The following is a 17,001-nucleotide window of genomic DNA, read 5'->3' as shown; positions in this document are numbered from 1 at the left end:
CCGTATTTGCCATGAACTTCTCCGCAAACACGGCCGCCGCTTGAGTTGGGAGTGTCTACTATTGACAGGACACCTCAGAGGATGGAGAGAGCCACGTACCCCCCCACGTTGAAGAGCATGCTCCAGAAGAGGGAATGGGACCAGAGGTCGAAGCCGGCAAGGCCGAAGAGCTCTGTCGGCTTCAACAGGGCAATGCCGAAGGGGCCTTCGTCGAGGATCGCCCGGGAGAACCGGCCCGACATGATGAAGGAGGGAAGGAGCAGGGTGTAGAGCCAGAGGATGAAGCCCAGTATGATGCCGGTCAGAGCTCCCACCTTGTTCGCCCGGCGCCAGTAGAGTCCCCCCACGAGCGCCGGACCGAACTGGGCCGCCGCAGCGAAGGAGATGAGCCCCATGTTCACGAGCATGAAGGTTTCGCCCACTACTGTCTGGTAAAGAAAGCCGAGCGTAATCACCAAGGCGATGCAGAGCCGCTTCAGGTTGATGAGCATGGCCGGGAACCAGGGGCGTGGGGTCAGCCGGACCACGATTGGCATGAGGAGGTAGGTGACGAACATGGTGGAGATGGCCACCGACTCCACCATTACCATCCCGGCGGAGGCCGAGAAGCCCCCGAGAAATGCCAGAAGCGCCAGCCACGAGTGGCCGCTCTGCAGCGGGAGGGAGAGGACAAAAAAGTCGGCCCCGAGGGCTCCGCCGGTGTGGAGAATGCCGCCGAGGGCGATGGGGACCACGAAAAGATTGATGAGAAACATGTAGGCCGGCAGCAGCCACATGGCTTTTTTGATATGGTTTTCATCGCAGTTCTCGATGACCATGATGTGGAACTGGCGGGGAAGGAACATGATGGCGCCCATGGAAAGATAAAGGGTGGTCAGCCATCGGGCGTAGGTGGTCTCGCCAGGGTCACCGAGGGTGGTCAGGTGGTTGAGAAGGTCCCCCTGGGCATCGATGCGGGAGAAAATGTCGCCGAATCCCCCAAAGAGCCCGTAGGTGATGAACGTGCCGACGGCGAGGAATGAAGCCAGTTTGACGACCGACTCCACGGCAACTGCGGCCACGAGACCCTCGTGGCGTCGTTCCGAGGAATTCTGGCGCCGGGCGCCGAAGATCATGCTGAAGATGCTCAGGATGAGAGCTGCGAAGAAGTTGGTGTGCAGCGAGAAGGGGTAGTTTTTGTGGAGCAGCGGGAGCTGGATGTAGGGGTAGCCGCAGATGATGTCAAAGGTGCTGGACACCGCCTTGAGCTGAAGGGCGATGTAGGGCATCACTCCGAAGATGGCAATGATGGTGATGACGGCCCCGAGCCATTGGGACTTGCCGTAGCGGGAACTGATGAAGTCGGCGATGGAGGTGATGTTGTTCTCCTTGCTGATCCGGACGATCTTGCGCAGGAGAAACCACCAGGTGAATGCCATGAGGGTGGGACCCAGATAGACGAGAAGGAAGTCGAGGCCGGTAGTGGCCGCCTTGCCGACGCTGCCGTAGAACGTCCACGAGGTGTGGTACACGGCGATGGAGAGAGCGTAGACATAGGGGTTGGCGATAATGCTCTTTCCCTCTTCCCGCTTTCTGTCGGCATAGTACGCAACCCCGAAGAGCAGGACGATGTAGAGGAGCGATACTCCGACCACCAGTTCAATGCTCAGGATCAACGGTGATCTCCTTCGTCCTGCTCGTCTTCAGGCTGGTCAATGGCCCTGGTGAAGAGGAAGATGACTACTATTGATAGTGCCCATCCCCCCACGAAATAGAGATAGAGCAGGGGGATGGAAAAGATCCGGTACGGCTTGTTGAAGATCTGGATGAACGGATAGTTCATCATGACGAAGCCCAGGATAAAGAAAATCACCCATGATTCGCGCAGTCTCAGCCGTTTGAAGAGGGCAACCCGCAATTTCATCCACACGGCAGTATCCCCATGGCGTCAAGGAGCGTTTCGAGCAGCTCGGTGACCGGTTTGGAGGTGTCGATCCTGATCGTGCCTGATTCGTCGTCGGCAGGGGCTTCGAACTCCTCTTTCTGTAAAAGGTAGATATCCCACCGGCCGTCCGAAGGTTCATCGTTCTGGTTGCTCCTGGCCTCCAGACGCTGCCTGACGGCCTCTTCCGGGCAGATGGCGTGGAGCAGGTGGAAACGGGAACCGTGACGCTCGGCCAGTTGACGAAAGAGGTCACGATCGGTTCTGCGGCGGAAGGTGGCGTCCACGATAATGCTGCGTCCCGCATCCAGGGCCGTCTCGGCCCGCTTGAGGAGCTCTCCGTAGGTGCGGGCGGTGACAGACTCCGCGTAGATGCCTTCTCCGTAGCGGTCCCAGTGGTGCTCTTCCGGTGCTGAACCTGTCAGCTCCTTTCTTACCACATCGGAACTTACTATTTCCAGTCCAAGGTCGAAGGCCAGTTCCCGCGCCGTGTAGCTTTTGCCGGTTCCCGTGAGGCCACAGGTCAGGATGAGCGACAGCGGGAGAGCCCGGCGGGCGATGTAGCCGCGTGCAAGACGGAAATAGCGCCGGGAGCGCTCCTTGGCTGCGGCCTTGTCCGCCGGCGGAATCTGCGGGTCGAGAAGCCGCATGCTCTCCACCTTTCCCCTGATGCAGGCCCGATAGACCTTGTAGAAATCGAGGACGTCGGTGACTCCGTCATCGCCGGTTGCCCGGATGTATTCATCCAGGAACGGCGAGCAGAGGTCAGATCTGCGGTTAACGTCGAAATCCATCAGGAGGAAGGCGATGTCGGCGGCCGTGTCGCCGTAGCGGAAACGGGTATTGAATTCGATGCAGTCAAAGATGCAGATACTGCCGTCAGAATCCAGACAGATGTTTTCCAGGTGGATGTCGCCGTCGCAGTCGCGGATGAAGCCGCCGGCAACGCGTTGGGCGAAGATGACGGCATTTTCTTTCATGAAGCGTTCGACCCATTCTTCGATGAAGCGAAGATCCCGGCCGCTCAGGGTTTCTCCCGCAAACTGGCGGGTCTGACGGAAATTTTCTTCCCAGTTGGCTCGAATGACGTCGGCTCCGCCGTAGCTGTCGATCTCCCTGCTCCGTCCGGCGCGGCGGTGAAATTCGCCGATTACCCGGGCAATGGCTCGGATATTAGCCACGGAAACCTCACCAGCACTCAGCAGTCGGTCGAGCATCCGTTGCGCTGGGAGCCGCTTCATCTTGACCGCGTAATCGATGACCCGTCCATCGCCGGAAAATCCGGCCCCGCCAGGCGTTTCCCTCACTTCCTCCACGCCGAGGTAGATGTCGGGGCAGAGGCGTCGATTGAGGCGAACTTCTTCGTTGCAGTAAAAGCGGCGTCGATCTAGGGTTGAAAAATTGAGGAAGCCGAAATCCACCGGCTTTTTGACCTTGTAGGCGAAGCGGTCAGTCAGAAAGATGTAGGAGACATGGGTCTGGACGAGCTCCACGGAGTCCGTGTGTTCCGGGTAGGCTGAAGGCTTCAGGAGTGACCGTATGAATCGCTTTTCCATGCCGTCCCCACAGGGCGGAAAGTTACCATACACAGTACCATAAACGCCGCTCCGCGCAAGGTTTGCGCTTCCTTATATTCATTTGACGGGTCAGGGTTATTGTGTTAGCTTTTTTGTTGAGTTTTGGGACACACGTTCCACTGGAACGGCTTTTGTATTCCGACGGAATGCAAGTCTTCTCATCCCTGTCCATCCTGAACACTTATTTCACTTTACCATATTCGGAACAACGGAGTAGATGCGGCTTTCGGGCGTCTTTCCCGCTTCTGGCAGACGTAGGCACGGGTAACTGCATGAAGAAACGTATTGTCGTGGCATTATTCCTGGCTCTTTCCTTTCTTCCGGGATGCGCCACAAACGGCGCGGGAAAGCCTCTTCCTGCCAACGAGCATTCATTTCAGCCGACCGTCAATATTGCCGGATCCAGGGCTCTCTACATTTATTCATTGTCGCGCCTCCGTGAACTAGATGGGGATTTCGAGGGTGCGCTCACGCTCCTGAATGGCGCCATTGAGGCCGACCCCAACTCCGCGTTTCTTCATACGGCAGCCGCGGAGATCTATCTGAAATCGGGCAAACTCGACGATGCGCTCCGTGCATGTGAAAACGCCATCCGCGTCGATCCCGGGTTCCGTCCGGCACGGATCATTGCCGGGACCATCCTGGCAAACCTCAAGCGGGACAAGGAAGCTATTGTCCATCTCAGCAAGGCCATTGAGCTTGATCCGACCAAGGAGGATGCCTATCTCCATCTGGCCATCTCCTATGTCCGAACCTTTGATTACGAACAGGCGGTCAACACCCTCAAGTCCCTGATCAAGATCAACCCCGAGTCATCGCTGGGCTACTATTACCTGGGCAAGACCTACGACCAGATGAAGCTCCAGAAGGAGGCTGCCAACTATTACAAGAAGGCCATCGAGATCAAGCCCGATTTCGAGCAGGCCATAATCGACCTGGGGATTTCCCAGGAGGGGCTCGGCCTCTATGATGATGCCATCGCCACCTACAAGCAGCTGCTTGAGACAAATCCGTTCAACATGAACGTGCTGCAGCACCTGGTGCAGCTTTACCTCCAGCAGCAGCGGCTGGAGGACGCGCTCCCCCTGCTCATCGTGATGAAGGATCGGGGTGTCGGCGGCCTGGAAACCCAGCGTAAGATCGGCCTCATCTATATGGAGCTGGAGCGCTATGACGAGGCAATCGCCGAATTCGAGCAGATCCTTGCCCGGGAACCCAAGGCCCACCAGATTCGCTTCTACATTGCGAGCGCTTACGAGGAGAAAGAGGAGTTCGGCAAGGCCATAGAGGAATTCAGTAAGATTCCTCCGGGAACCGCCAATTACGTTGAGGCCTTGGGGCACATCGCCTTCATGTACCGGGATCAGGAAAAACCTGAGAAGGGAATCCAGACCTTAACGGATGCCATTACTGCCAATCCCGACAAATTGGACCTCTATCTCTATCTGGCCGGTCTGTACGAATCCATGGATAAGTTCTCAGAAGGACTTGCCGTTCTCAAGGGGGTTGAAGGGAAGTTTGCCGAGGACCCGAGGCTCCACTTCCGGATGGGAACCATCCTCGACAAAATGGGGAACAAGGAGGAGTCCATCGCCCGGATGAAGCGGGTTATCGCCATTACGCCCGACGATGCCCAGGCCCTCAACTATCTGGGCTATACCTACGCCGAGATGGGCATCAAGCTGGATGAAGCCCTCCAGTACCTCAAGAAGGCAGCGGCGCTTCGTCCCAACGACGGCTTTATTCTCGACAGTCTCGGCTGGGTCTACTTCAAGATGAAGCGTTATGACGAGGCGGTGCCGCTCCTGGAGCGGTCGCTCAAGGTCGTGGAGGATGATCCGACGGTCATGGAGCACTTGGCCGACGCCTATGCAGCCAACCATGAATACCGCAATGCCTTGAAACTTTACAAAAAGATCCTCGACGCCGACCCGGGTCGCAAGGATATCGCCGAAAAGAAGAAAAAGGTCAGGGCGGAAAGTCTGGAAAAATGACGGCACGGCTGTTCTGCTGTCTTGCGGCACTGGTTACCCTTGTTTCGTGTAGCGGTGGTGCGCCTCCTGCGGAGCTGCCGCGGCGGGGAGCAGGGACCCCTGCCTACGGCGATGCCCTGGTGGTTGGCACCATTGGCGAACCGTCCAACCTGATCCCACTGCTTGCCTCCGATTCCGCCTCCCACGATGTGGCGGGGAACGTCTTCAACGGCCTTGTGAAGTACGACAAGAACCTGGAACTGGTGGGGGATCTGGCGGAGTCGTGGCAGGTATCCCCCGACGGCCTCACCATTACCTTCAGATTGCGTAAGGGGGTGAAGTGGCACGACGGCACCGAGTTCACCTCCCGCGACGTCCTCTACACCTACCGCGTCACCATCGATCCCAAAACCCCCACTGCCTATGCCGAGGACTTCAAGCAGGTGAAGAGCGCAGATGCGCCGGACCGGTACACCTTCCGCGTGACTTACGGCAAACCCTTTGCCCCGGCTCTGGCCTCCTGGGGGGCGGGAATCCTGCCGGCCCACCTCCTTGAGGGGAAGGACATCACGAAAAGCCCACTTTCCCGCCATCCCGTGGGGACCGGTCCCTACCGGTTCAAGGAGTGGATTGCGGGGCAGAAGGTCGTCCTTGAGGCATTTCCCGACTACTTCGAGGGGCGGCCCTACATTGACCGGTTCATCTATCGGATTATCCCCGATACTTCCACCATGTACCTGGAACTGAAGGCGGGCGGCCTCGATATGATGGGGCTCACGCCGGTCCAGTACGCCCGGCAGACCGATACCCCCGATTTCCTGGCCCGATTCAATAAGTTCCGCTATCCGGCCTCTGCGTACACCTACCTGGGATACAATCTCCGCAACCCTCTCTTCGCCGACCGGCGGGTCCGACAGGCCATTGCCTGCGCCATCAACAAGGATGAGATAGTCCACGGGGTACTTCTGGGGCTGGGGCAGGTGGCCCACGGTCCCTTCAAGCCCGGAACCTGGCCATACAACCCTTCCGTGAGGGACTTCGGCTACGACCCGGGCCGGGCAAAGGCGTTGCTGGCAGAGGCGGGGTGGCACGCGGTCGGACCCGATGGTATCCTTACGAAAGACGGCAAGCCCTTCAGTTTCACGATTTTTACCAACCAGGGAAACGACCAGCGGCTCAAGACCGCCCAGATCATCCAGCGTCGCCTCGCAAAGGTTGGGATCGAGGTGAAGATCCGGGTTCTGGAGTGGGCGTCGCTCCTCACCAACTTCATCGACAAGCGGAATTTCGACGCCCTCATCATGGGATGGACCATTCCCCAGGATCCTGATATCTTTGATGTGTGGCATTCCAGCAAGACCGGCCCCAAGGAACTGAACTTCATCGGGTTCAAGAACGCCGAGGTGGATCGGCTCATCGAAGAGGGGCGCAGTACCTTCGATCAGGAAAAGCGCAGGCGCTGCTACTGGCGCATCCAGGAAATACTCGCCCAGGAGCAGCCATACACGTTTCTCTTCGTCCCCGATGCCCTGCCGGTCGTGAATGCCCGCTTCCGGGGGATCGAGCCGGCGCCGGCCGGAATCATGCACAACATCATCCGGTGGTACGTGCCCAAGGAAGAGCAGGTGCATTAACTGCCGGGACCAGGGAGCGGGGACCAGTAAAGACTTAAGTCTTTGCCGGTCCCCGGTTCCTGGTCCCCGTTCTCCGACTTATGATCACTTATCTTGCAAAGCGACTAATAATGATGGTTCCGCTCCTCCTGGGGATTACCCTCATCTCCTTTGTGGTGATCCGCCTGGCCCCCGGCGAGCCGGTGGAGGCCATGACCGCCATGAGCCCCAAGATCACCGCCGAGACCCGCCAGCGGCTCCGGGAGTTCTACGGCCTCGATAAGCCGCTCCACGTCCAGTACGCCACCTGGCTCAAACAGGTGGCCACCCTCGATTTCGGCCGCTCTTTCGCCCCCGATAATCGGCCGGTGACCGACAAGATCAAGGAGCGGATTCCGGTTACCATTTCCCTGAACGTCATCGCCCTGATCCTGGAGTTCGGCCTTGCCATACCCATCGGCATCTTTGCGGCCACCCACCGGGACACCCTTTACGACAAGGGGATCACCATCTTCGTCTTCCTGGGGTTCGCGGTGCCGACCTTCTGGCTGGCGCTGCTCCTCATGTACTTCTTTGGCGTTAAGCTGGGGTGGCTCCCCATCTCGGGGCTCCACTCCCTGGGGAGCGAGACACTTTCCCCTGTGGCGTGGTTCATGGATCTGGCGAAGCACCTGATCCTCCCGGTCTCCGTGGCAACTTTCGGGAGCCTGGCGGGGCTCTCCCGCTACATGCGCTCCACCATGCTGGAGGTGATCCGCCAGGACTACATCACCACGGCCCGGGCCAAGGGTCTCACGGAGCGGGCGGTCATCTACCGGCACGCCCTGCGCAATGCGCTGCTGCCGGTCATCACGCTCCTCGGCTTCTCCCTTCCCGGGCTCATCGGGGGGAGCGTCATCTTCGAGACCATCTTCGCCATCCCCGGCATGGGGCAGCTCTTCTACCAGGGGGTCATGGGGCGGGATTATCCCCTTGTCATGGGCATTCTGGTGATTGGCGCGTTCCTTACCCTTGTCGGCAATCTCCTGGCCGATCTCTGCTATGCCATGGCCGATCCGCGCATCAGGCACGGGAGGGGGTAGGAAATGGCCTTTCAGGAAAGCTGGTTCCATACGGTTTTCTGGAAGCGGTTCCGGCACAACCGGTTTGCCATGGCCGGCGGGTGTGTCGTGCTCCTTCTCTTTGTGGTGTCGCTGCTGGCTCCGTATATCACCCCCTGGGACCCCCACGCCATCGACGCCTATCACGTGCTCCTTCCCCCTTCGGCGGACCACTGGTTCGGCACCGACGAGCTGGGGCGCGACGTCTTTACCCGGGTGGTCTACGGGGCGCGGATTTCCCTCAAGGTGGGGTTCGTCTCGGTGGGGATCGCCGTGGCCATCGGGGTGGTGCTGGGGCTTGTTTCCGGCTTCTACGGCGGCATCGTCGATACCGTCATCATGCGGTTCGTGGATATCATGCTCTGTTTCCCCACCTTTTTCCTGATCCTGGCGGTGATCGCTTTTCTGGAACCGTCCATCTGGTATATCATGGCGATTATCGGCCTCACGGGGTGGATGGGGGTGGCGCGGCTCGTGCGGGCCGAGGTGCTGTCGCTGCGGGAGCGGGACTTCATTCTGGCGGCCCGGGCGCTGGGGGCGTCCGATGTGCGGATCATCTTCCGCCACATCCTTCCCAACGCCCTGTCACCGGTGCTCGTCTCTGCCACCCTCGGCGTGGCCGGCGCGATCCTCACGGAATCGGCCCTGTCGTTTCTCGGCATCGGCGTGCAGCCCCCGACCCCCAGTTGGGGGAACATCCTCACGTCGGGCAAGGATTACATCGAGTTCGGCTGGTGGCTCTCCCTGTTCCCCGGCTTGGCCATCCTGGTGACGGTCCTTGCCTACAACCTCCTGGGGGAGGGGATTCGCGACGCCCTCGACCCCCGGCTGAATCGCTGAAATTTTTGATAAATCCGAGGAGTACCATGTCAGACAACAACCAGTCCACGCGGCAGCAGATGACAGAGCCCGTCAACAAGGACGAGTTCGCCATTGTTACTGTCGATGACGAGATCAGGGCTGACGGGCTCTGTCAGTCTCTGCTCAAGCGCTTCTATGATTCGCTCCTCGAGGGGGGGATGGATCCCCAGGAGGCAACCCTCATGGCCAGCGGCGCCGATTACTACGTGCGCGATTTCATCGTTGGATACAAGCACCGCAATCTCTTCGACGAGCGGCCGGGAATTGTCCGGCAGTTCGCCGGCAACTGGTACATCGTCAACACTATCGAACCTTCCATTGAGGAGCTTGCCGGACATCTGCACGGGGTGCGCTCCTTTTACCGCTTCCTCCATGGCCAAGGGCTTGTCAGTGGGGATTTTCTCGCCGCCATGGAGCAGGAGTGCGGCGACGGGGCTTATTATGAAGGACGCATCCGGAGCTTCTGGGAGATAGAGGGTGACGGGTATCTTGCATGGGAACGTGAATGTTCACTGAAACAAGACCGAAATCAGGGAGGAGAATCATGAGATTTGCACGACTGCTGTTGCTGCCCCTTATCGTCATCGGAACGTTGTCTGGCTGCGCCGTCAACATGGCGGACATCCACGGTTTCAACGTCATCTCCCTTGAACAGGAAAAGGAGCTTGGCACCAAATTCGCGGTTGAGATCGAAAAGCAGTATCCGGTTTACAACGATGCCGAAGCCCAGAAGTATGTCGACAGAGTGGGGCGCCGGCTCCTGACCGGCGCCCGTGAGGTGAACTTCGACTATGTCTTCAAGGTGGTGAAGGACGACAGCGTCAATGCCTTTGCCATTCCCGGCGGCCGGCTCTATGTACACACGGGTCTCCTCAAAGCGGCCCAGAGCGAGACAGAGGTGGCGGCGGTCCTGGCCCACGAGATCAGCCACTCCGTGGCCCGGCACGGCACCCGCCAGATGACCCAGCAGTACGGCTACTCACTGGTTCTTTCCCTGGTCCTGGGACAGAACTCGAACGCGTTGACACAGATTGCCGGAGAACTCTTCGGCAAGGCGGGGATGATGTCCTACAGCCGGGACTATGAGAACCAGGCCGATTTCCTCGGGGTGGAAACCATGTCCAGGGCAGGCTACAACCCCCAGGGGATGGTCTCCTTCTTCCAGAAGCTTGATGCCATGGGACAACAGAATCCGAGTGCCCTCACCAAGTTCTTCTCGTCGCATCCCCTTACGTCGGAACGGATCCAGCGGGTTCAGACGGAGATAGCCCAGCTTCCTCCCCGCACCTATCCGCCTGTTGACAATACCGACTTGCAGAAGGTCAAGGCGCGCCTCAAGTGATGAACGACCGGGACGCACGATGGGACCGGATAGCCGGCAAACTGGACACGCTCCTGGATCGATTTGATCGGTTTCTGGATGGTCATATTCCACCACCACCGCCCGACGGCCGACTCTTCGAGGGTCACCTCGCTTTCCGCTGGCGACGGACAGGGGAAGGGGGGGCATTTCTGCCGGTGGAGCATCCCCACCTCCCCGACTTGGACGATCTGATGGGGATCGACCTCGTCCGTGATGAGCTTGTTCGCAACACCGGGCAATTCGTGGTTGGCTATCCGGCCAACAACGTCCTCCTGTGGGGGGAGCGGGGGACCGGCAAATCCACCTGCGTGAAAGGGCTGCTCCGGCGCTTTTCCGAGGAGGGCCTCCGACTCGTGGAGGTGCTCCGGGACGATCTTTGCACCTTGCCTGCCATCATCGCTCCTCTTAGGAAAATGCCGCAGCGCTTCATCCTCTTCTGCGATGATCTCTCTTTCGGCGAAGGGGAAGGGGGATACCGGGAGTTGAAGGTCCTCCTTGAGGGGGGGATCGAGGAGCGTCCTTCCAATATCCTCTTTTACGCCACCTCCAACCGGCGGCACCTCCTGCCGGAACGGATGGAGGACAATCTGGGGGGAGAGATCCATCCCGAGGAGGCGGTGTCGGAGAAGCTCTCCCTGGCCGACCGCTTCGGCCTCAACCTGAGTTTTTACTCCTTTGATCAGGACACCTACCTCGCCATCGTTGCACGGTACGCTGAGAAGTTTTCCTTGCCCATGGGCGGGGAGGCCCTCAGGAGAGAGGCTCTGCAATGGGCCATCTTCAAGGGGAGCCGCTCCGGAAGGTCTGCGCGGCAGTTTGTCGACGATCTTGCAGGGCGGTTGCGGGTGGCATTGCCGGCGGAGAAGTAGACAATGGCTTACAGAGTACGCAAAGTTACGGTGATAAAGCAGGGGAGGGGCGGATTCCGTCCGGGACAGGCAGGAGCCGACTTGGCCAAGGAACCGTGCTGAGGCCCCAAGACTCCCGCGGTCAGCGGGACCATCAACGAAAATGTCCCTGGCTTTATCCGCTGGCATGAAACTCCTGCCGGCAGGGTGCCGATTGTTTCGACGGAGTTCCGGTTTGCCGACCGGCTCGGTGCCTGGAAGGCCCGGTGGGGGATCGGGCGGATGTCGTACCTGGTGCCACCGGGCCTCTACGCCATTGGCTCCCCCGGCCCCGAAGACCCCGTGGTGGTGACCGCCAACTACAAGATGAGCTACGACCTGGTCAGGAGGGAGCTTTCGGGGCGCAACGTCTGGTTCCTCGTCCTCGAAACCTTCGGGATCAATGTCTGGTGCGCTGCCGGCAAGGGAACCTTCGGCACCGACGAACTGGTCCGTCGCGTGGGAATGGTCAAACTTGCCACGGTGGTGAAACACCGGGCGCTCATTCTCCCCATTCTCGGCGCTCCCGGCGTGGCCGCCCACCAGGTTGCCCGGCGGAGCGGATTCCGGGTGCACTACGCCACGATCCGCGCCGCCGACCTCCCCGAGTACCTCGATAACGGCATGGTGACTACACCTGAGATGCGTCAGCTTACCTTTACCACCCGTGAGCGGCTCGCCCTCACCCCAATCGAACTGGTGACGACCGGGAAGTGGGTCGTGCCGTTCGTGGCGCTACTCGTCGTTCTGTCGATCGTTCCCGGCGGGCTTTTATCCTCCCCAACCCTTGTCTCTTCGTTGGTTCTCTTCGTGGGGACCGTGCTGGCCGGAGCCGTTGCTGCTCCGGTACTTCTTCCCTGGCTTCCGGGTAAAAGTTTTGCCGTGAAGGGGGCAGTGGCCGGTTGCTGCTGGGCAGTTCTGTTTATTGGGGTAGGGAGGGGGGCAACGGGATGGCTTGACGCCATGGCCCTCTTTCTCACCGTGCCGGCCGTGACCGCCTTCCTGACCCTTAATTTCACCGGCAGCACCCCCTTCACCTCCCGCTCAGGGGTGAAGAAGGAGATGCGGCTTGGGCTGCCGATGATGGCAGTGTCACTGCTTGCCGGCATTTCCCTCTGGATCGCGGCCCGTTTCTTCTGAGTCCGCAAGGAGTTGTCTGACGTGAAAGGTTTCTCCTACCTCACAAACGTTGCCTCCCTTGAACTCAACCGCGAAGCCTGCATCGGCTGTGGCATGTGTGTGGCGGTTTGTCCCCATGGAGTGTTCGCGCTGCAGGGCAACAAGGCCGAAATGCAGGATTTCGACGCCTGCATGGAATGCGGCGCCTGCGCCGTCAACTGCCCCGTTGGTGCCATCGAGGTCGATTCGGGAGTCGGGTGTGCATCGGGGATGATAAATGAGTGGCTGGCGAGTATCGGCGCGAGGAAAACAAGAGGCGGTGGCTGTTGCTGACATTGAAAGCTCTTTCCATTGACTTGCCGTTTGTATGGTGATAATGAATAATTTCAAAAATTTGAACCACTGGAGGGATTGCGCATGAACGAGACGGGAAGAAGAATTGCACGACTCATCATCGGTGTGGCTGTCGCCGCATCGGCAGCAGTGGCGTTTGCTTCCGAGGGGGGCGTGGGGGTCAGCGCCGATGAAGCGCTCCAGCGCCTCATGGACGGAAACAAGCATTACGTGGAAGGTCAGATGGGCGCCTGCCGCGAGAGCGATACGGCGAAACGGGAAGGGTTGGCAAAGGGGCAGAAACCCTATGCGATCATTCTCTCCTGTTCCGATTCGCGGGTTCCGCCCGAGATCATTTTCGACAAGTCCATGGGTGAGCTGTTCGTGGTGCGGGTTGCCGGCAACATCCCCGATCCCGTCGTTCTCGGGAGCATCGAATACGCTGCCGAGCACATTGGTTCTCCCCTCATCATGGTGCTCGGACACGAGCGCTGCGGTGCCGTGACCGCCACCGTCGACAGCAAGGGGAAGGCTGAAGGGAATATCGGCGCTCTGGTGAAGACCATCGCTCCTGCCGTCCAGAAGGTTAAAAAGGCAATGAAAGGCAAGCCCAAGGCAGAGTTGGTGGAAGCTGCCTGCGATGCCAACGTCAAGCTCGTTGCGGCCAATATCACCAAGAAGTCGCCGGTCGTTGCCAAGCTCGTCAAGGAAGGGAAGATGAAGATCGTGACCGCCAAGTACGATCTTGACGACGGGAAGGTAACCCTCTTCGAGGCAAAAAAGTAGCGACACCTGCCGGCACCACTGTGCTGCATCGTAAAGAAAAGCCCGCTTCCGCGGGCTTTTTCAGTTCTGTAATACCTCTTTGATCTTTGCCAGGAGTTCGTCCGGTTTCACCGGTTTCGCTATGAAGTTGATCCCCTCGTCGAGGACCCCTTTCCGGCTGATGATGTCCTGGGTGTAGCCGCTGATGAAGAGCGCCTTCATCTCCGGCCGGATGTTCCGGATCTCTTCATAGACGGACTGGCCGTTCCTTTTGGGCATAACCACATCGAGAAGCAGAAGGTCTATCCGGGTGCTGTTCTCCATGAACCGCCGGACAGCCTCGGCACCGTCGCTCGCTTCGATGACGGTGTAGCCGTTGCGTTCAAGAACGAGCTTCGAGAGCTTGCGCACGTCCCGGTCGTCTTCGGCTATCAGGATGGTCTCCTGGTTCCCCTGGGCGGCCGCCGTTGCGTCGCGGTGCTCCGTGGTCTCCTTTGGCGCCACGATGGGAAGGTAAATTCTGACGGCAGTTCCTTTCCCTATCTCTGAATCAACGGTGATGAATCCCTCGTGCTGCTTGACGATGCCGTAGACCATGGAGAGGCCGAGCCCTGTTCCCTTGCCGACCTCCTTGGTGGTGAAGAAGGGGTCGAAGATGCGTTCCTGTGTTTCGCAGTCCATGCCGGTGCCCGAATCTGCAATGGTCAGAATTGCGTAGTAGCCGGTTTTTCCCTTTTCAAGGGGACCGAAGAAATCTTCTTCCAGGAAGTCGCTCCCCGTCGTAACAGTAAGCGTGCCGCCGTCCGGCATGGCGTCGCGGGCGTTTGTCACGAGATTCATCAGGATCTGGTCGATTTGCCCCGCATCCACATGGCACACGAGGGGTTCGCTGGAGAGCGAGGTTACAAAGGTGATATCCTCGCTCACCAGTCGATGGAGAAGTTTCTCTATACCCTTCACAATGTCATTCAGATTCGTCGGGTGAGGAGAGATTACCTGCTTCCTGCCGAAGGCGAGGAGCCGTTTGACGAGGTTGGTGGCCCGGTCAGCGGCTGAGAGAATCTGTTCCACGTAAATGCGATAGGGGTTGTCAGTCTTGAGGCTGCGCTGCAGAAGCGTTCCGAAGCCAACGATGGCAGTGAGTATGTTGTTGAAATCGTGGGCTACCCCCCCGGCAAGTGTTCCGATAGCCTCCATCTTCTGGGCATGGCGGAGTTCCTCGGCCAGGAGTTCCTTCTCGGCCTCACGGGTTTTCAGTGTAGTGCCCAGGTGGTTGAACGCCGTGGCGAGCCGGCCGATCTCATCCTTCGATTCCACGGGGACAGGCTCGAATGAACCAGAACTTTCGAGAACCCTGATCCCTTCGGTGAGTCGGTCGAGGGGGCGCGTAATTCTACGGGTTATGACGTAGGTGAAGAAGGTGCCGAGGAGGAGAAAGCCCGCTGCCATGAGGACGCTTGTGTAGAGGAGCGTGTCGAGTTTTTTCCCGAGAAGGCTCTTGTCGACGATGATTCGCGCATAACCGATAACGCGGGGCGTTGGCCGTGGGGGTTGGTCGAGGAACAATGATCCGTCCGTGGGGAAGGATGAACTCGACAGTACTGGTGCCCAGAACTCGAAGATGTCATCTCCCTCGAAGACCGAGGGCTCGGTTGTCCCTTTCAGCCGTTCGAAGCGGGTGCTCCAATGGGGAAAGGCCCGGCCGGAATTGTTGATAACACTCTTGTGTGCCTGTTCCTGGAGTGCTTTACCTTCTGCCGTCACGATGGTGACAAAAAGGACTCCTTCGTGTTCCAGAATACCCTGGATGGGGTCCCGCAGAAGTTCTGCATTTTCGGCAAAAACACCGAGACGGGTATTGTGGGCCAGGAGTCTCGCCAGGAGTTTCCCCTCGTTGACCAGACTATCCCTCAGGGCGCTTCGCTGTTGCTGGAAGAAGAAAACCGTAAACGAAATCGAAATTACCGCGATAAAGAGTGTGAACAGGAGGAAGAACCTCAGTCCCACGCTGTCACGACGGTTTTTCAGCTCGTCGAAAAAATCCATTCTTTCCCCTAGCGTATGACTTTGGCTCGACTTAAAGCCTCTTCGTTCAAGGAGAGGCCAAGTTTGCGCGCTATCCTGCTGTTTATCGTGATGACCGCGCCATGGGGTTCGCTGCGCGGGATGCTTTCAGGAGAGGTTCCCGACTGTATCTTTCTGACCATTTCGCCAGCCTGCCGCCCCACCTCGTACGGATCAACATCGAGCGCCATGAGTGCTCCCATCTGAACATACTTATCCGAAAACGTGATGATGGGAATCCTGTTGTTCAGGGAGAAGAGCAGGAGGTACTCGATCGCTTCCGGTGTCAAAAGCGTGGCATCGGGAAGCATGAGGAATGCCTCGATGTCGCCTTTCATCCCTTCGACAAGATTCAGGACATCGCGTGACGAGCGGACTTCCCGCGCCACGAGGTCTATGCCGAGAGAGCGGGCCGTTGCCTGCGATTTACGGAAAAGGGCTCCGCTTCGCGCCGGGTTGTACAGGGTCCCCACACGCTTGAGCCGCGGCATTACCTTCTGTGCTGAAACTAATTGCCGCTCCGGCGCCACGTGCATGCCGATGCCGGTGATGTTTGATCCAGTAGTGAGGGAGTTATGCTGGTCGAAGACCATAAGGTAGACGATGGGAGTGTCCTTGATTCTCTTTACCCTGTTCATGGCCTCCGTGCCGATGGCCACAATCACATCGGGCCGTTCATCCCGAACCGCTTTTGCCACATCGAGACCGTCGAGATCAGACAGGACCAGTTTCCTGAAGTTCCCGGCCACGACGCTTCGCACCCCCTTCGCCGCTTCCTCATAGGGGGCGACCCTGAGGCTTTGCAGGACGAGCACCTTCTGGGCCGCCTGACTTGTTCCGCCAAGGAGCACCAGAGTGAACGCAAACACGAACGTGACAAGCCTCATGAAGAGGATGGCTCTGTTCACGTCGCTTGCGCCCAGGAATGGCGGGATCGTGTGATCTTTGCCGAAAGCCCTGGTGCTCTGGATCGAACTATGGTCTTGTCGACGATTTGACATGTTGGAGGTAATGGTTGCCAATTTTTTGTTTGTCTAAGTCGTTAATTTGAATTGCTTTATAGGCTGGCAATAGTAATTAAGCCCTTGAATGTCCATAAAAAACAGGATGTTTGCCGGTGTGCTCCTGATGGGAGCGTACGGTAAAGATAGGGAGTTGTGCGATTTTAATGCCATTTTGGTAATGATACCGAAGAGTTGATTATTCGAGAGAGAAATTTCTCTTGCCGGGTAACCCGGAGGAGATTCAATGGTGCTGATTTTTCGATGTATTTAAGGGTGGAAGGGATATTGTTTCTAACATCTGTGGGATTTGAAAGGTTTGAAAGGAGCTCTTTTTGCATGATCCGGTTTCTTGAAAATGCATTAATGGTTGCAGCATCGTGACAGCGAATAACACTATCGGGAACTTCTGTAGGGTTGGGGG

The 17,001-nt window shown here is 58.4% G+C and carries 15 protein-coding genes; 10 read left to right on the top strand and 5 right to left on the bottom strand.

Going from position 1 to position 17,001, the window contains the following annotated elements:
- Positions 1 to 74: 74 nt before the first annotated feature.
- Genes KJB29_RS09970 through KJB29_RS09960 form a run of 3 tightly spaced genes read right to left on the bottom strand, consistent with a single transcriptional unit; the run spans position 75 to position 3,477 of the window.
- Entirely contained in the window at positions 75 to 1,655 is a 1,581-nt protein-coding gene (locus KJB29_RS09970) for a sodium:solute symporter family protein (protein ID WP_246561062.1), read from the bottom strand.
- Positions 1,652 to 1,903: a hypothetical protein gene (locus tag KJB29_RS09965; protein ID WP_215734442.1), complete on the bottom strand. Its 252-nt coding sequence runs from the start codon at positions 1,901 to 1,903 to the stop codon at positions 1,652 to 1,654. Before KJB29_RS09965 ends, KJB29_RS09970 begins: the two co-directional genes overlap by 4 nt.
- Complete coding sequence (locus tag KJB29_RS09960) at positions 1,900 to 3,477, bottom strand: bifunctional aminoglycoside phosphotransferase/ATP-binding protein (RefSeq protein ID WP_215734441.1); 1,578 nt, start codon at positions 3,475 to 3,477, stop codon at positions 1,900 to 1,902. The genes KJB29_RS09965 and KJB29_RS09960 overlap by 4 nt, the downstream gene beginning before the upstream one ends.
- Before the next feature lie 293 nt (positions 3,478 to 3,770).
- Between KJB29_RS09960 and KJB29_RS09955 the strand changes: the two genes are divergently transcribed.
- The 10 genes from KJB29_RS09955 (at position 3,771) to KJB29_RS09910 (ending at position 13,533) form a co-directional block, all read left to right on the top strand.
- Entirely contained in the window at positions 3,771 to 5,492 is a 1,722-nt protein-coding gene (locus tag KJB29_RS09955) for a tetratricopeptide repeat protein (RefSeq protein WP_215734440.1), read from the top strand.
- Positions 5,489 to 7,105 carry a peptide-binding protein gene (locus KJB29_RS09950; protein WP_215734439.1) on the top strand — a complete coding sequence of 539 codons (1,617 nt, stop codon included), beginning with the start codon at positions 5,489 to 5,491 and terminating at the stop codon, positions 7,103 to 7,105. The genes KJB29_RS09955 and KJB29_RS09950 overlap by 4 nt, the downstream gene beginning before the upstream one ends.
- An 80-nt stretch (positions 7,106 to 7,185) precedes the next feature.
- On the top strand, positions 7,186 to 8,166 hold the full coding sequence (locus KJB29_RS09945; RefSeq protein ID WP_215734438.1) for an ABC transporter permease: 981 nt from the start codon (positions 7,186 to 7,188) through the stop codon (positions 8,164 to 8,166).
- A gap of 3 nt (positions 8,167 to 8,169) precedes the next feature.
- Complete coding sequence (gene opp4C / locus KJB29_RS09940) at positions 8,170 to 9,024, top strand: oligopeptide ABC transporter permease (RefSeq protein ID WP_215734437.1); 855 nt, start codon at positions 8,170 to 8,172, stop codon at positions 9,022 to 9,024.
- A 26-nt stretch (positions 9,025 to 9,050) separates the two neighbouring features.
- On the top strand, positions 9,051 to 9,593 hold the full coding sequence (locus KJB29_RS09935) for a hypothetical protein (protein WP_215734436.1): 543 nt from the start codon (positions 9,051 to 9,053) through the stop codon (positions 9,591 to 9,593).
- Entirely contained in the window at positions 9,590 to 10,387 is a 798-nt protein-coding gene (locus tag KJB29_RS09930; protein ID WP_215734435.1) for a M48 family metallopeptidase, read from the top strand. Before KJB29_RS09935 ends, KJB29_RS09930 begins: the two co-directional genes overlap by 4 nt.
- A complete protein-coding gene (locus KJB29_RS09925; protein WP_215734434.1) occupies positions 10,387 to 11,277 on the top strand; it encodes an ATP-binding protein in 891 nt (296 codons plus the stop codon). The genes KJB29_RS09930 and KJB29_RS09925 overlap by 1 nt, the downstream gene beginning before the upstream one ends.
- A 3-nt stretch (positions 11,278 to 11,280) precedes the next feature.
- Entirely contained in the window at positions 11,281 to 12,435 is a 1,155-nt protein-coding gene (gene hgcA / locus KJB29_RS09920; protein WP_250697415.1) for a mercury methylation corrinoid protein HgcA, read from the top strand.
- Positions 12,436 to 12,456: 21 nt separating this feature from the next.
- Positions 12,457 to 12,747, top strand: coding sequence for a mercury methylation ferredoxin HgcB (gene hgcB / locus KJB29_RS09915; protein WP_004512128.1), 291 nt, complete (start codon positions 12,457 to 12,459; stop codon positions 12,745 to 12,747).
- Between the two features lie 84 nt (positions 12,748 to 12,831).
- Complete coding sequence (locus KJB29_RS09910; protein WP_004512127.1) at positions 12,832 to 13,533, top strand: carbonic anhydrase; 702 nt, start codon at positions 12,832 to 12,834, stop codon at positions 13,531 to 13,533.
- A gap of 60 nt (positions 13,534 to 13,593) precedes the next feature.
- On the opposite strand, the gene KJB29_RS09905 is transcribed toward KJB29_RS09910, so the two are convergent.
- Positions 13,594 to 15,558 (bottom strand): ATP-binding protein, encoded by a 1,965-nt coding sequence (locus KJB29_RS09905; RefSeq protein ID WP_004512126.1) that lies wholly within the window; start codon positions 15,556 to 15,558, stop codon positions 13,594 to 13,596.
- Positions 15,559 to 15,566: 8 nt separating this feature from the next.
- On the bottom strand, positions 15,567 to 16,484 hold the full coding sequence (locus tag KJB29_RS09900; RefSeq protein WP_238378985.1) for an ABC transporter substrate-binding protein: 918 nt from the start codon (positions 16,482 to 16,484) through the stop codon (positions 15,567 to 15,569).
- Positions 16,485 to 17,001: the final 517 nt, after the last annotated feature.

It is taken from the genome of Geobacter grbiciae, assembly GCF_018531165.1.
Taxonomy (GTDB): Bacteria; Desulfobacterota; Desulfuromonadia; order Geobacterales; family Geobacteraceae; genus Geobacter; species Geobacter metallireducens.
Note: the sequence above shows the minus strand (reverse complement) of the source record. Positions and strands in the feature narration are given on the sequence as shown.